Below are 15,283 nucleotides of genomic sequence, written 5' to 3'. Positions count from 1 at the left end.
ATGAGCGCGAATTCTTCTAAACCGCTCGATACTGTTTATGCAAATTCTGCGCGAGAAATGCGCCAACTGCAAAAGCAGATTCAGCAGCTTGAAGATACAGTGCTGACAATACTCGAGCGTCGTTCCCCCCCTACCAGCGCTGAAATTCGTGAGCTGCAAGATTTTGACCTGATCTCCCAAACCCTTGGAGGGATGTCCACTTTCTTTGACACTTTGCGAGAGCAGGTTGGGACAGAGGACTGTACTGATATCGACTTGGCAACCGACAGTATTACCCTCCAACTGTTGCGAGATAGGCTCCGAGAACGACAAGAACTCTTCGAACTCTGAACAGTTCGATTGATAGATAAGCCGTGCAGCGCTCGCAAAGACATAGATCAATGCGTGCTGCGCGGCTTAGGCCGTTTAGCCACATAAAGTAATATCCTGCACGATCTTTGATCTAACCGGGTGATTCCCTCATTTTTTCTGGGGGTTAGTGGTAGAATTTACGCAGCCATGTTCAGTTTCTGATCCTACCCCACTGAAGTGGTGCACCCCTATAGTTAGGTCATGTTGACAAATGGCGCACCCAGAGCCGGATGGATGTGATGTCGATGAACCCGAGGTAACTTTCTGCAGTTTTGTCATACCGGGTAGCAACGCGGCGGGCGTTCTTGAGCTTATTGAAACACCGTTCGACCAGGTTTCTCAATCGATACAGCCCATGATCCACGCCGACGCGCATCTTGCGGGTCTTTCGCATCGGAATTTGGGTCAGGATATCACGTTCATTCATGTTTTTCCGAATGCGATCAGCATCATAGCCCCGATCTGCCAGTAGCACTTTCGGCTCAGGCAGATTATCAGACATGACGAGATCAAAACCAAGGTAGTCCGAAGTTTGCCCCGGTGTGATGTCTGTTCTCATGGGCAACCCGTGCGCGTTGACGCGGAGGTGGATCTTGGTCGTGAAGCCACCTCTTGAACGGCCAAAACCCTGTCTCGGAGTCCCCCTTTTGCGCCCGCTGCTTGATGATGCGCGCGAATAACAGTGCTGTCGATCATTTGGAGAGCGTTTGGAACGGCCCCGCTTTGGTTCAAGGCTTCGAGTATGTCCTCCCACAGCCCAGCCAACGTCCAGCGCCGGAATTGGCGGTAAACACTGGACCATTTGCCAAACTCTTCGGGCAAATCTCGCCAAGGTGATCCGGTGCGTGCAATCCAGAATATCCCATCCAGTACAAGGCGATGGTTGGTAGGCTTGCGCCCATTCCGGGCTCGGATCGCAAGAATGAAGTATTCAAACAGCGACCACTCGTCGTCGCTCATCAGGTTTCGGGGCAAGCTGATCTCCATAGCAGATACCAGTTTGAATCACGTCGAAGCCCCAGTGTGAATCCCTTTTGTCAACATGTCCTAAGAATTATTGCATGGAAATCCGTTCCTTGTCCACATTTCGGAGGCCTTCCACTACCGAGCTGGACTGGATTGAGTCGATCATGGCTGCCCTTGTCGCAGATCGCAGCACAGCCAAGACCACCGTCGCCTTCTGAATGGCGGCTTTCGGGAGTCCGACCACCGGCCTTCGCACCTGCAGTAGAGGTATTGCTGTGCCTAGTGCGAACGTCTTGTTTGGGCTGGCTACGGTCATCGATGCGGGTATCAGCACTAGCGGTTGGGTCCCAAACCTGTGAACTCAGTTTTCAAAATTGAATGACCGCTACACGGAGGCGGGGCTGGTGGCCCCGCCGCTTCTGTTTTGTGGGCCAGCGGGATTTGGACAAGCCAAACGCCCCTGGCCGTCAGGGAGAGGGCGCTGCCCTCCCCCTCGGGCAATCCGATTAGACCGGGCCGTGTCCTCGGCTGCGCCTGGGGCCGCACCAACCCGGTCGAATAGCATTGCCTCGCCCCCTCCCGCGTTCGCCCGCCTTTAGAAAACACCTGGCAGATCAGCAGGAACAGGCGGCTTCGCCGAATGAACCTGCAAATCAGCCCTGATTTTCCAAAAGGAAGGTCAGATCAAAGCAACAAGCCACACGGCAAAAACAGCGGATTGGGTCAGTTTATGACGCCTAGGTCAATTTCGTCTGACGTTCAACAAAGGGGAAGTGGCGGACCGAGGAGGATTCGAACCCCCGACCCCTTGATTCGTAGTCAAGTACTCTATCCAGCTGAGCTATCGGTCCACTGAGGGCGGGGTTTATAGCTGGCCACCGACAGGCGCAACCCCAAAAATGACGCGCCCGCCTGCATTAATTGCAACTGATCCGCCACGCCTGAGATGGCAAGTGATCGCAGAAGAAACACCGGTTCATACCGCAAAGAAACCTCTCACCCCGGAGCGCGCTTAGCCTTCTCGATAGAGCAAGGACTGCCCATTGCTGAACAAATGCACTTTGTCTGGGGTAGCGTAGAGGCGCACATGTGTTCCGCGTAGGCCATTGTGAATGCCGGGCAGTTTGGCCACGGATGGATCACGGCCCGGTGCGGCTTCAAAGTAGAGCACAGTCACTTCGCCTAGCGCCTCCACAATATTGACCTTGGCGTCAATCATGGCGCCCCCCTCTCCGCCTTCGAACAGATCCTCGGGTCGCACGCCGACATTCACTTCTAGGCCCATGTCGCTGTCTCGGGTGGCAATTGCAGAGGATATCACTTCACCGTTTTCCAATCGGATGCGGGTCAGCTCACCTGTGCCAATCACTTCGCCCGGGATCAGGTTCATTGCAGGCGACCCAATGAATTGCGCCACAAATTCATTCTCTGGCCGTTCATAGAGTTCAAGCGGCGTGCCGACTTGGGCGATACCTTTGTTGGCCAACACTACGATACGGGACGCAAGGGTCATTGCTTCCACCTGATCGTGGGTCACATAGATCATCGTGCTGTCTGGCATTGCCTCTTTCAGCTGCGCGATTTCGATCCGTGTGGCGACCCGCAGGGCTGCGTCGAGGTTTGAGAGAGGTTCGTCAAACAAATAGACTTTGGGATCGCGCACAATGGCGCGGCCAATCGCGACGCGCTGACGCTGGCCACCCGAGAGCGCCTTGGGCAAGCGGTCGAGATAGTCTTCGAGTTGCAGGATTTTTGCCGCACGCGTAATCGCCGCATCGATCTCAGCCGCAGATTGTCCCGCAATTTTAAGGGCAAAGCCCATATTGTCGCGCACTGTCATATGCGGATAAAGCGCGTAGCTCTGGAACACCATGGCGATGCCACGCTGCGCGGGCGGGATATCATTCATCACGCCCCCGTCAATCTCAAGGGTGCCACCGGTGATCCGCTCAAGCCCCGCGATCATACGCAGCAGCGTGGACTTGCCACAGCCAGATGGCCCCACAAACACGATCAGCTCGCCCTGTTTGATATCGAGGTTGATATCCTTCAGGACATTCACCGCACCGGCATAGGTTTTCTCCACTCCGGTCAGTTTCAAATTCGCCATGGTTTCCTCCCAGAGACAATTATGCGCGCCGCGCGAGGCAGGCTTGCCAAGGGGCCAGTTTAACCCGCGCCCCACTTATGGTTGCCGTGCCGATTTCTGCGCCAAGCTGGTCCCACGCACCTGCGGGAAGCGTGATCTCTGCGTCTTGATCGCTGAGATTAAAGGCACAGAATATGTCCTCACCCTCCGCGCTGCGCGTAAAACTGACCACCGTTCCCGATGCGGCAACCGCGTCGTGAGATCCGCGTGAGAGCGCAGCATGCGCCCGGCGCAGGGCGATCACCCGGCGATAGTGATGCAGCAAGGCATCCGGGTTTGCTTCCTGCTCCGCCACAGCCAATGCACCATGTTCAAGGCTGACAGGCAGCCACGGGCGCGTCTCGGAAAAGCCGCCGTAGGTATTGTCATTGGTCCAGACCATTGGCGTCCGGCAGCCATCTCGACCTTTGAATTCCGGCCAGAACTCAATGCCATAGGGGTCCTGCAGGTCTTCGAAAGCAACCTCGGCCTCCGGCAGCCCCAACTCCTCACCCTGATAAATACAGACCGAACCACGCAGGCACATGATCAGCGTCGCGTGCAAGCGCAAGGCGGCCTCAGAGAGGTTCCAACGGCTGACATGACGTTGGACATCATGATTTGAGAACGCCCAACAGGCCCAACCGTCTGCGGCAACGTCATCAACTTTTGCAAAAACCTCGGCCACGCGCGCAGCAATGAGTGGGTCTTTGGCCAAAAATTCAAAGGCATAGCACATGTGAACGCCCGTGTTTCCGGCGGTGTACTGACCGAGGATCTCCAGACCGCGCTGCGCGTCACCCACCTCGCCCACGGCGGTTTTCGCCGGGTACTCGTCCAGCAGTGCCCGGAACCGGGCCAGAAATTCGAGGTTCTCCGGCTGGTTCTTGGAATAGAGGTGCTCCTGATGGTTATAGGGGTTCACCGAGGGGGCGATATTGGAATTGCGCTGATCCTTCGGTAGAGCTGGATTGGATCGTAACTCTTTGTCATGCATATAGAAATTAATCGTATCCAATCGGAAACCATCCACTCCGCGCTCCAACCAAAAGCGGGTGGCGTCCAGCAATGCGTCCTGTACCGCGTCGCAGTGGAAGTTCAGATCCGGCTGCGAGACGAGAAAGTTGTGCAGGTAATACTGTTCACGACGCGCGTCCCAGTGCCATGCGGGACCGCCAAAGATCGATAACCAGTTATTGGGGGGCGTGCCATCAGGCTGTGGATCGGCCCAGACGTACCAATCCGCCTTGGGATTCTCGCGGCTCTGGCGGCTTTCCGCAAACCACGGGTGCTGGTCAGAGCTATGCGAGAGCACCAAATCGATCATCACCCGCAGACCCAGATCATGCGCCTTGGCCACCAACGCATCGAAGTCCGCGAGATTGCCGAACATCGGATCGACGTCGCAATAATCGCTCACGTCATAACCGTAATCCTTCATTGGCGATGTGAAGAAAGGCGAAATCCAGATCGCGTCCACCCCAAGCGAGGCAATATGCTCGAGCCGCGAGGTGATGCCCGGCAGATCGCCGATGCCATCGCCATTGCTGTCTTGATAGCTGCGTGGATAGATCTGATAGATCACCGCCCCACGCCACCAGTCAGGGTCATGGGCCAGCACAGAAGCGGGATTGATAGAGGTCTGAGCGTTCATGTCTTGAGATCCGTCATCAGAGGGTAAGAGTAAGAGTGCAGGCGATCATTTGACCGACCCGGCCAGAAGCCCCCGCACGAGGTACTTTTGCATCGCAAAGAACACGCCAAGCGGCACCGCGATCGAGACAAAAGCGGAGGTCGCGAGGATCTCCCAATTGCCGCCACGGGTGCCCAGAAGCTCGACGATCTGTTTCGTCATCACTGTGGTTTCGCCGGTGGCGTCGATCAGGAACACCATGGCGACCAGCAGGTCATTCCATGTCCAGAGGAACTGAAAGATGGCGAAGGAGGCCAGCGCAGGAAAGGAGAGCGGCAGAATAATCCGGGTGAAAATCTGGAAATCCGTCGCCCCGTCCACCCGCGCGTTCTCAATAATGTCACGTGGAATGCCAACCATGTAGTTACGCAACAAATAGATTGCGAGCGGCAAGCCGAACCCGGTGTGCGCCATCCAGACGCCAACATAGCCTTTGCCGATGCCGATCTCGTTGTGAAACTTCAAGAGCGGGATCAGCGCCAGCTGCAGCGGCACCACCAGCAGACCCACGATGGCTGCGATCAGTAGCGCGCGCCCCGGGAACTCCATCCACGCAAGGGCATAGGCCGCAAAAGCCGCCACAAGGATCGGAATGATCGTCGCCGGGATGGTCACGGTGAGCGTATTGAAGAAGGCCCGCGCCATATTGTCAGTCGAGCCGCCGGAGATGAGGATGGTCTCATAGTTCTCAACTGTGAACTCTGGTGGCACAACAGCGGTCACGAACACGCGTGCACCCCGACGCCCCTCCATTTGGCTCGCTGAGGTCAACCGGTAGCTGCCATCCGCCGCAACCGTCAGCTCCTCGCCGCCGCGCAAGGTCGCAGTATCGCCCGCGACATAGGCATCGATCTCGCGGGCGTTGGTCCCCCAGACTGAAATCTCGGCAGAGGTGGCTTCCTCAAATAGGTTGCCCTCGATCACCCAAAGGTCGCCCACCTGAGCCTGCGTGTCCGGTGCCGCCGTGCGTAACGTCTGGTTCTGCTCCGTCGGAAACAGCGCTTTCCACCAGCCGGATGTGGCGATCTGATCGCCTGTCCGGAAAGACGACACCAAGAGACCAAGCGTCGGGAACAGCCATAGCCCCACCAGAACGACAACAGAGAGACGCAGCGCCCAGATCAGGCCCGGTTTTTGTCCAGCAATTGCACTCATGACCCCATTCCCCTCAGCGCATTTCGCGGCGCGCGTTGTAGACGTTCCAGACAAGGATCGGCATCACCAAGAGCATAATCACCATCGCCGAGGCCGAGCCCACGCCCCAGTCATTGGCGCGAAACAGCTTGTCATACATGTAATTGGCCAGAACCTGCGTTTCCCACTGGCCATTTGTCAGCGCAAACACGATGTCAAAGACCTTGAGCACCACGATGGTGATCGTCGTCCAGACCACCACGATGGTGCCCATGATTTGCGGTACCTTGATCTTGAAAAAGATCTGAAACGGCCCGGCCCCATCGACAATGGCAGCCTCAACGGTTTCTTCGGGAATGCCACGCAGGGCCGCCGACAGGATCACCATGGCAAAGCCTGTCTGAATCCACACCAGAACCATCATCAAAAAGAAGTTGTTCCAGAAGGGAATGGTCAGCCATTGCTGCGGCTCCACCCCGCCCAGCCAGATATAGACCGCGTTCAGAATACCAATCTGTTCCGTGCCCGGAGGACGAGCGTCATAGACCAGCTTCCAGATCACCGCGGCTCCGACAAAGGAAATCGCCATCGGCATGAAGATCAAAGATTTGGCGATATTGCCCCATGCCAGCCGATCCGTGAGCTGCGCCGCCAACAAACCAAAAGCGGTAGAGGCCGCAGGCACCACCAATAGCCAGAGGAAATTGTTCTGCAGCGCTTCCCAGAATTTCGCCTCCGCCAGCATCTGTTTGTAGTTCTCAAGCCCCACAAATTCTGAGCCACCACCCGGCACGCGCTCTGTCAGCGACAGACGCATGGTCTCGACCACCGGATAGGCAAGATAGAGCCCGAGCGCGAGCAGAGCCGGCAACAGGAAGAGCCACGGGCGCACCATGTTGGCCCGGCGAATGTTCTTGGCGATGTCCTTGCCACGGGCTGGAAAAATGAACGTGTCGAGGATGATATTCGAGAGGTAGAAATAGCCGACACAGCCCCCGACGCCGAAAGCGATGGTCAGCAGCCCCTGAATGGCTGGATGCATGACTGGCTCCTGAAGAAAGCATGGATGCCGAGGACGCCTGATTTAGGCAAGGCACACCACCGGCAAGGGGCAGGGCCACCGATCCGGGCGGCCCTGCGGGAGAGGCGCGAATTTACTTGAGCGCGTCCCAGGAAGACTGGATCTCAGCCGCGACTTCTGCTGCCGGCTTGCCACCTGCATAATCGACCATACCGGTCCAGAAAGAGCCCGCACCCACACCGCCCGGCATCAAGTCGGACGCATCAAAACGGAAGGTGTCAGCAGAAAGAAGGATCTCGCCCATTTTCTTGAGCGTGTCGGTGGCATAGAGGTCCGTGTTGACGCTCTTGAGCGGGGTCAAGAAACCCTGCTGTGCCATCCAGACTTCATGCGCGATCGGAGATTTCAAGAACTCCATCAGCGCCCGAGCACCGGTGCTGTCATTCGTAATCGACCAGATGGTGCCAGCGCCCAGAACCGGGTTGCCAAGTTCCTTGCCCTCATAGGCGGGGAAGTAGAAGAAATCCGCGTCCAACCCCATTTCGGTGCCTTCCGGGAAGAAGGCGGGAATGAAGGAGGCCTGACGGTGCATCATGCACTGCGGCGGGCTTGAAAACAGGCCTTTGGGGCTGTCGCGAAAATCGGTCGAGGCCACGGCCCCTGCCCCGCCAGAGACGAAATCGTCATTGCGGGCAAACCAGCCAAATTCCTCAATCGCACCCACCACTGCCGGGTCGTCGAACTTGATCTCGTTGGATACCCATTTGTCGTAGACAGCCGGTTCCTGCGTGCGCAGCATCATGTCCTCGACCCAATCGGTCGCCGGCCAGCCCGTCGCCCCACCGGACCCCAGACCGATGCACCATGGGGTATTGCCATCGGCAACCATCTGCTCGCTCAGGGTCTTCAACTCCTCCATGGATTGCGGCACATCATAGCCGAAATCTTCAAAGTTTTCAGGGTTGTACCAGACCAGTGATTTTACATCGACCTTGTAGAACAGGCCAAAGAGACCGTCATTGCCGTCCGGGCCGGAGAAGGTCCCAAGATCAACCCACGACTGCCCGGCAGCGTAATTGTCGCGCACCCAATTTGCGGTCTCATCCCCGAGCGGCGTGACAAAGCCACGTTTGGCCATATCCGACACAAGGCCTGGCTGCGGGAAGACGGCAACATTGGGGGCAGATCCTGCCTCGGCGTCCACCACGATTTGCTGCTCGAAACTGTCAGAACCTGCATAGCGCACATCCGCGCCGGTCGCAGCGGCGAAGTAAGCCAGTACGTTCTCGACCAATTCCTGATCCGGCCCGAGCCATGGGCCAAAGACCGTGACCTGCTCTCCGTTGAGGTCGATCTTTTCCAACTCAGCGTAGCTGTCCCAGTTAAAGGCGCCCTCGCCGACCGGAAAAATCAGATCCTGGGCGGTGGCCGTTCCCGCCATCAGCGCCGTGACGGCTGCAGCCGACATCAATACTCGTTTCATTGGTTCTCCTCCCTATCCTCACCGCGCGACCGCTTGGGTTGATTGCTCGCTGACCATTCCAGCTATAGCTGTGCTCAATCCAAGCGATTCAAAGCGCTTTGATTGACTTCAAACTTTCGGATTCGGACCTTCCTGTCAACATTTCTCTCAGACAAAGGCAACATTAACACTTGAACTAGCGACATACTCATAGTCATAAAGTAGGACAGGTCTCAGGTTGCAAACTCTGCATTTGGCAAAACATTTAAAGCGCTTTGGAGGCAAAACCTCATGAACCTCAAAGAACTTTCAGCTCTTCTTGGCTTGTCGCAGACCACGGTAAGCCGGGCCTTGAACGGCTATCCGGAGGTGAGTGAGGCCACCCGCAGACGGGTGATGCAGGTCGCAGATGAACACAATTATCGCCCCAATACGCGCGCCAAAGCACTGGCAACGGGGCGCGCTATGGCCATCGGGCATGTGATTCCCCTTTCGACCCAGCACGAGATGATGAACCCGATTTTCGGGGATTTTATTGCCGGTGCGGGCGAGAGCTACAGCCAAGCAGGCTACGACATGGTGCTGTCACTGGTCGCGGATGAGGACCAGTCGCGCGCCTATCACGAGATGTTCGCCAAACGAAACGTCGACGGCATCGTCTTGCACGCCCCCAAAATGCAAGACAGCCGGATCACCATGCTGCAGGAGATCGGCCTGCCTTTCGCGGTGCATGGGCGCGCGACCGATATCACGACGCCTTACAGCTGGTTGGATGTCAACAACACCAGCGCCTTTCGGCGCGCAACGGATTTTCTGTTAGATCTTGGCCACCGCCACATCTGTCTTGTCAACGGTCAGGAGAGCATGGATTTTGCCTTCCGCCGTCGCGAGGGATACGCCGCCGCACTGCAAGCGCGCGACATTGCCCCGGACCCGGCCCTGATGTTTGCGGGCGAGATGACAGAAGTATACGGCTACGACACGGTCCGACGCACGCAAGGTCTGGAAACACCGCCGACGGCATATCTTGTGTCGTCAATCATCGCAGCCTTTGGTGTGCGCCGCGCGATCGAAGAACTCGGGTTGGTAATGGGACGTGATGTCTCTGTGATCACCCATGACGACGATCTGTCCTATCTGCGAAACGGGGCTGAGGTGCCAGTTTTCACTGCCACGCGGTCCTCGGTGCGGGACGCTGGGCGCAGACTGGCCAAGCTGCTGATTTCTCAGATCGAAGAGCCCTGCGCTTCCCCTTTGACCGAACTCCTAGAGGCCGAACTGACCGTTGGCCGCTCCACCGGGCCCGCCCCCCACAGGACATAAAGACATGTACGACTTTAACTTCACCCGCAGTGATTTCCCCGACGGCTTTTTGTTTGGCTGTGCGACATCGTCCTATCAGATCGAAGGACATCAATTTGGCGGTGCCGGGCTTACGCATTGGGACAGTTTCGCAGCGACGCCCGGCAATGTGGTGCGGGCCGAAAACGGCGCGCTGGCCTGCGATCACTACCACCGTTTTGACGAGGATCTGGACCTCGCGGCGGCCGCAGGGTTTGACTGCTATCGGTTCTCAACCAGTTGGGCGCGCGTTCTGCCCGACGGTATCGGCAGCCCCAACGCCGAAGGGCTCGATTTTTACGACCGGTTGACGGACGCGATGCTGGAACGGGGCCTTAAACCCTGCGCAACTCTTTACCACTGGGAGCTCCCCCAGCCGCTTGCCGATCTTGGGGGCTGGCGCAACCGGGAAATCGGCAATTGGTTCGCCGAGTTCACACATGTAATCATGTCCCGGATCGGCGACCGGATGCATTCTGTCGCGCCGATCAATGAACCGTGGTGTGTGGGGTGGTTGTCGCATTTCCTCGGCCACCATGCACCCGGTCTTCGTGACATTCGCGCAACTGCGCGTGCCATGCATCATGTGCTGCTCGCTCACGGCCGCGCCATCGAGGTGATGCGCGGCCTCGGCATGTCCAATCTTGGCGCGGTGTTCAATTTTGAATGGGCAGAACCTGTGGATCAGAGCCCAGAAGCCCTTGCTGCAGCTGAGACCTATGATGCGATCTACAATCGTTTTTTCCTCGGCGGTGCGTTCAAGGGCGCATATCCGCAGGCCGCTTTGAAGGGGCTGGAACCCCACCTCCCCACAGGTTGGCAGGATGACTTTGAAACCATTACCCAACCGGTCGATTGGTGCGGGCTGAACTATTACACACGCAAGGTGATCGGATCGGATGCAGGCCCGTGGCCGCATTACGCCGAATTGGATGGGCCGTTCCCGAAAACTCAGATGGGTTGGGAAATTTACCCAGACGGGCTCTATCACTTTTTGACGCGCACCGCGCAGGAATACACCGGCGACCTTCCCCTGATTGTGACCGAAAATGGCATGGCCAACCCGGATGTATTGCGGGGTGGTGCCGTCCATGACGTAGCGCGTATTGCCTATGTGGAGGCGCATTTGGCGCGTGTCCGCCGGGCCCTTTCGGAGGGCGTACCGGTTGAGGGATATTTCCTGTGGTCACTCCTCGACAACTACGAATGGGCGTTGGGGTATGAGAAACGCTTTGGCTTGGTGCATGTCGATTTCGACACGCTGACGCGCACGCCAAAGGCCTCTTATGATGCGCTCAAGCGCGCACTGGCCAACTGACGGCTTCATTAAATGTGCGCGCCGCGCAGAACGCGCGGCGCCGCCAAATTACGCCGCAGCGGTCACCGCAGGAACAAGCTCGCGATACAGATCGGTGACACGCGCAGCAGCGTCTGCTGCCTCGCGCCCTTTTTTCACGAAGTGATCAAGGAAGAAGGCGTGATGCTCTTCGCTGGGTTGGAAGTGATGTGGGGTGAGCGATACGGATAGGACCGGAACACCCGTTTTGAGCCCTGCATCCATCAAACCGGAAACAACGGCCTGGGCCACAAAATCATGACGGTAAAGACCGCCGTCGACCACCAAAGCTGCCGCTGCAACAGCGTCGTAATCGCCGGTGGCCGCGAGTTTTTGAGCCAGCAATGGCATCTCAAACGCACCGGGGACGTCGAAGACATCCACGGTCGCGTCAAGACCAAGTTCGGCCAGCCGTTGCTGAAAACCAATCAGCGCCTGATCCACGATGTCGGCATGCCATTGTGCCTTGATGAAGGCGAATTTTGGGGATTTTGTCATAGCTCTTGATCCTTTCAACATGACAGAATCCCAGAGCGCAAAAGACCACCCGCACCCATCGGTACGCGCAGTACATTCTCTCCCATCCGGACTATGACCGTCGGCCCCGGAATTCCACCGGATCTGCTGACCCACCCCATCGGGATGGCGCTCGCGGGCTGTAACCGCCGGTGGGGAATTTCACCCCGCCCTGAGAATGAAGTTGAGCTAGGGGCTGGTCGTGCATTTGTCAATGGAGCCACGCTTAAGCGGCGACTTGTGCAAAGCGCCGCTTTGCTTTGTCACTTTTTTGCGCAGAACGTCACAAAACTGTGCTAAAAACACCCTAAACAGCAAATGGAAACGTTTCCAAACCACGAATCGAGACTTTTTTGCATGGCTAATAAAACCCGCATCACCATCAAGGATGTCGCCCGTGCGGCAGGCTGCGGTGTCGCCACAGCGAGCCGTGTTTTGAATAAATCTGGCTCGGCCAGCTCAGAGACTCGCGAACGGGTCGAGCAAGCCGCGCGCGATCTTGGATTTGCGTTTTCGGCTACCGGCCGCGCGTTGCAAAGCCGCAAGAGTATGACGGTGGGGTGCCTGATCCCGTCGCTTGCCAATCCGGTTTTTGCCGAAGCGGTACAAGGCGCTCAGGAAGAACTGCGTAAAGAGGGCTATCAACTGCTGGTGGCCAGCTCCAATTATGACGGTGAAACCGACAACGAGATCCTCTCTACGCTATTGGCCAAAGATGTCGACGGGTTGCTGGTGACCATGGTGGACCCGCAAGACAGCCTAGCGCTGGACATGGCGCAGAGCCGAAATATCCCGACATGTCTGATGTTTCACGACCCCCTGCCCGGCTGGCCAAGCGCGCATGTGTCCAACGCCGAGGCCGCCGCGGAGGTTGCACGTCGATTTGCACGATATGGCCACCGCCGCACAGGGTTTTTGGCGCTTCGATTTGCAACCTCGGATCGCTCGCGCAATCGTTTTGACGGGTTTCGCGCAGAATGCGCGGCGCAGAACCTGCCTGCACCAGAACTCATTGAAATTACTGAAACCGAGGCCAATACCCCAAGCATCCTTGCGCAACGTCTGTGCGAGCACCCCGAACTGACTGCGATCTTTGCGTCGAATGATTTTCTCGCCATCGCGGTGCAAAAGGCCGCGAACCTCATGGGCTGGCACGTGCCGCAGGATCTGTCGGTGGTGGGGTTTGACGGCATTGAGGTGGGGCGGCTTTTAGATCGTCCGCTTGCGACCATTGAAACCACGCCAGAGGCGATGGGCCGTCAGGCTGCGCAAACGCTTTTGGTTGGATTGCAGGGAGGCGAAATGGCTAAGCTCACGCCCCTGCCCTTTACTTTCCGTGTTGGGGCAACCTTGTCCACGCCCCGCACGAAAAGCCCTGACGACGACCGGGGTGCTGCCCAGTCGCCGTCTGTTCCCCCGTTCACGTCCAACGTCAAACAAGGATGAACCCATGAAACATATCGCTCTTGCGGGTCTGGCTGCAACCGCTCTTGCAGCGCCGCTTACAACCACATTTGCAACTTCTGCGCAGGCCGAAGATGCCATCTGCTACAACTGCCCGCCGCAGTGGGCGGACTGGGCCTCTATGCTGGAAGCCATCGAGACTGAAATCGGCGTCAGCCTCCCGCATGACAATAAAAACTCCGGTCAGACCTTTGCGCAACTGGTGGCTGAAAAGGAAAACCCGGTCGCGGATGTTGCCTATTATGGCGTCACCACCGGCATCAAGGCGGGCAAAGAAGGGCTGGTTGAGGCCTATAAGCCTGCGGGTTTTGACGAAATCCCCGAAGGGCTGAAAGATCCAGAAGGCAAGTGGTTCGCGGTTCATTACGGCACCATCGGGTTCTTTGTGAATGTCGATGCCCTTGGCGGAGCGCCCGTGCCGCAGTGTTTTGCCGACCTGAAAAAGCCCGAATATCAGGGTATGGTGGGCTATCTCGACCCGTCCTCGGCGTTTGTCGGCTATGCGGGTGCGGTGGCTGCAAACCTTGCTTTTGGCGGCGATCTTCAGAACTTTGACCCGGCGATCCAATACTTCTCTGAATTGGCGGAGAACTCACCGATTGTGCCCAAGCAGACCTCCTTTGCGCGCGTGGTTTCGGGCGAAATCCCGATCCTCTTTGACTACGACTTCAACGCGTATCGCGCAAAATATGAAGAGGACGGCAATTTTGAATTCGTCCTGCCCTGCGAAGGGTCGGTGCGCGTCCCTTACGTCATGAGCCTTGTAGGGAATGCTCCGCACAGCGAAACCGGCAAGAAAGTTCTGGACTTCATCCTGTCCGACAAGGGTCAGGCGATCTGGACCAATGCCTATCTGCAGCCCTCCCGTCCGGTGGAACTGCCTGCCGAGGTGGCCGAGAAGTTCCTGCCCCCAAGCGACTATGAGCGCGCGCAGGCTGTGGACTATGCCGAAATGGAAAAAGCGCAGGCCGGTTTTGGCGAACGCTACCTGAACGAAGTGAAATAACTCCATTTCCGGGAGCGCGCGACCTTGCGCGCTCTCGGATCTATTGAAAGAGACCCCCGTGACGGCCCGTTCCTTTGGCGTCTTATGCCTTCTCCCACTGCTTATATTCTCGCTCGCGTTTCTGGCGTTGCCTTTGGTGCGCCTCGTGCTGTCGTCCTCTGAGGGCGCGGACGGCTGGAGCGTCTATATCCGTATGTTGCAAACCCCGCGTTATCTGGCTGCCCTTCTGCAGACCCTTCTGGTCTCGGGTGCTGTGACTGTCGCCGCCTTGGCAGTCTCCACCACTGCGGGGCTTTTTCTGACCCGCAATCGGTTCTGGGGACGCAGTGCCCTGTTGTCGATCCTGACACTGCCCCTCGCGTTTCCCGGTGTCGTGGTTGGTTTTATGATCATTCTCCTAGGCGGGCGTCAGGGGTTGGTGAACCAGATCACCCCCGGCCATGTTGTTTTTGCCTATTCCACCTTTGGGTTGTTTCTGGGCTATCTCTATTTCTCCATCCCACGGGTGTTGCTTACGGTGATGGCCGCAGCGGAAAAGATCGACCCGGCGCTGGAAGAAGCAGCGCGCAGTCTTGGCGCACCTGCATATAGGGTGCTGTGGGACGTGCTGCTCCCGGCCCTGCGTCCAGCAATGGTTGCGGCAGGGGCAATCGCATTTGCCACCGCCATGGGCGCGTTTGGCACGGCATTCACCTTGGCCACCGACATCGATGTGCTGCCGATGGTGATCTACACGGAGTTCACGCTCTCGGCCAATTTCGCCATGGCCTCGGCGCTCTCTATCGCATTGGGCGTCGTCACATGGGGCGTTCTGCTGATTGCACGCAGCCTCTCTGGCGGCACAGTCGCGGCGGGAGGATAAAAG

The 15,283-nt window shown here is 57.5% G+C and carries 12 protein-coding genes, 1 tRNA gene, 1 pseudogene and 1 riboswitch; of the genes and pseudogenes, 6 read left to right on the top strand and 8 right to left on the bottom strand.

The features are described from left to right. On the top strand, positions 1–330 hold the full coding sequence (locus K529_RS20090) for a hypothetical protein (RefSeq protein ID WP_040641485.1): 330 nt from the start codon (positions 1–3) through the stop codon (positions 328–330). A 220-nt stretch (positions 331–550) separates the two neighbouring features. On the opposite strand, the pseudogene K529_RS23315 reads toward K529_RS20090, so the two are convergent. From K529_RS23315 to K529_RS20045, 7 genes and pseudogenes are all read right to left on the bottom strand, one after another. Continuing rightward, a pseudogene (locus tag K529_RS23315) lies at positions 551–1,311 on the bottom strand (IS5 family transposase). Between the two features lie 780 nt (positions 1,312–2,091). Beyond that, positions 2,092–2,168, bottom strand: a tRNA-Arg gene (locus K529_RS20070). A gap of 161 nt (positions 2,169–2,329) precedes the next feature. After that, on the bottom strand, positions 2,330–3,427 hold the full coding sequence (locus tag K529_RS20065; protein WP_005614635.1) for an ABC transporter ATP-binding protein: 1,098 nt from the start codon (positions 3,425–3,427) through the stop codon (positions 2,330–2,332). Between the two features lie 19 nt (positions 3,428–3,446). Further along, positions 3,447–5,099: a beta-galactosidase BglA gene (bglA, locus tag K529_RS20060; RefSeq protein WP_005614638.1), complete on the bottom strand. Its 1,653-nt coding sequence runs from the start codon at positions 5,097–5,099 to the stop codon at positions 3,447–3,449. Between the two features lie 45 nt (positions 5,100–5,144). Further along, a complete protein-coding gene (locus tag K529_RS20055) occupies positions 5,145–6,293 on the bottom strand; it encodes a carbohydrate ABC transporter permease (RefSeq protein ID WP_005614640.1) in 1,149 nt (382 codons plus the stop codon). Positions 6,294–6,306: 13 nt separating this feature from the next. After that, complete coding sequence (locus tag K529_RS20050) at positions 6,307–7,314, bottom strand: carbohydrate ABC transporter permease (protein WP_005614641.1); 1,008 nt, start codon at positions 7,312–7,314, stop codon at positions 6,307–6,309. A 112-nt stretch (positions 7,315–7,426) separates the two neighbouring features. Then, positions 7,427–8,776: an ABC transporter substrate-binding protein gene (locus K529_RS20045; protein ID WP_005614643.1), complete on the bottom strand. Its 1,350-nt coding sequence runs from the start codon at positions 8,774–8,776 to the stop codon at positions 7,427–7,429. Between the two features lie 270 nt (positions 8,777–9,046). Here K529_RS20045 and K529_RS20040 point away from each other — a divergent pair, with 270 nt between their 5' ends. Together K529_RS20040 and K529_RS20035 are read left to right on the top strand one after the other, a co-directional pair. After that, a complete protein-coding gene (locus tag K529_RS20040) occupies positions 9,047–10,078 on the top strand; it encodes a substrate-binding domain-containing protein (RefSeq protein ID WP_005614645.1) in 1,032 nt (343 codons plus the stop codon). Positions 10,079–10,082: 4 nt separating this feature from the next. Beyond that, positions 10,083–11,414, top strand: coding sequence for a GH1 family beta-glucosidase (locus K529_RS20035; RefSeq protein WP_005614647.1), 1,332 nt, complete (start codon positions 10,083–10,085; stop codon positions 11,412–11,414). Between the two features lie 48 nt (positions 11,415–11,462). Here K529_RS20035 and K529_RS20030 read toward each other — a convergent pair whose 3' ends face one another. Beyond that, positions 11,463–11,930 carry a 6,7-dimethyl-8-ribityllumazine synthase gene (locus tag K529_RS20030; RefSeq protein ID WP_005614649.1) on the bottom strand — a complete coding sequence of 156 codons (468 nt, stop codon included), beginning with the start codon at positions 11,928–11,930 and terminating at the stop codon, positions 11,463–11,465. A gap of 70 nt (positions 11,931–12,000) precedes the next feature. Further along, positions 12,001–12,132, bottom strand: a riboswitch (FMN riboswitch). Between the two features lie 173 nt (positions 12,133–12,305). Here K529_RS20030 and K529_RS20025 point away from each other — a divergent pair. From K529_RS20025 to K529_RS20015, 3 genes are read left to right on the top strand one after another with little or no spacing between them, the layout of a single operon-like run. Continuing rightward, the gene (locus tag K529_RS20025) at positions 12,306–13,394 is read left to right on the top strand and encodes a LacI family DNA-binding transcriptional regulator (RefSeq protein ID WP_040641721.1); all 1,089 of its coding nucleotides are present in this window, start codon (positions 12,306–12,308) and stop codon (positions 13,392–13,394) included. A 4-nt stretch (positions 13,395–13,398) separates the two neighbouring features. Further along, the gene (locus K529_RS20020; RefSeq protein ID WP_005614652.1) at positions 13,399–14,418 is read left to right on the top strand and encodes an ABC transporter substrate-binding protein; all 1,020 of its coding nucleotides are present in this window, start codon (positions 13,399–13,401) and stop codon (positions 14,416–14,418) included. A 58-nt stretch (positions 14,419–14,476) separates the two neighbouring features. After that, complete coding sequence (locus tag K529_RS20015) at positions 14,477–15,280, top strand: ABC transporter permease (RefSeq protein WP_005614654.1); 804 nt, start codon at positions 14,477–14,479, stop codon at positions 15,278–15,280. Positions 15,281–15,283: the final 3 nt, after the last annotated feature.

Origin of the sequence: Tritonibacter mobilis F1926 (assembly GCF_000376545.2) — a bacterium.
In the GTDB taxonomy this organism is placed as follows: domain Bacteria; phylum Pseudomonadota; class Alphaproteobacteria; order Rhodobacterales; family Rhodobacteraceae; genus Epibacterium; species Epibacterium mobile.
This window is presented reverse-complemented; position numbering and strand designations above follow the sequence as displayed.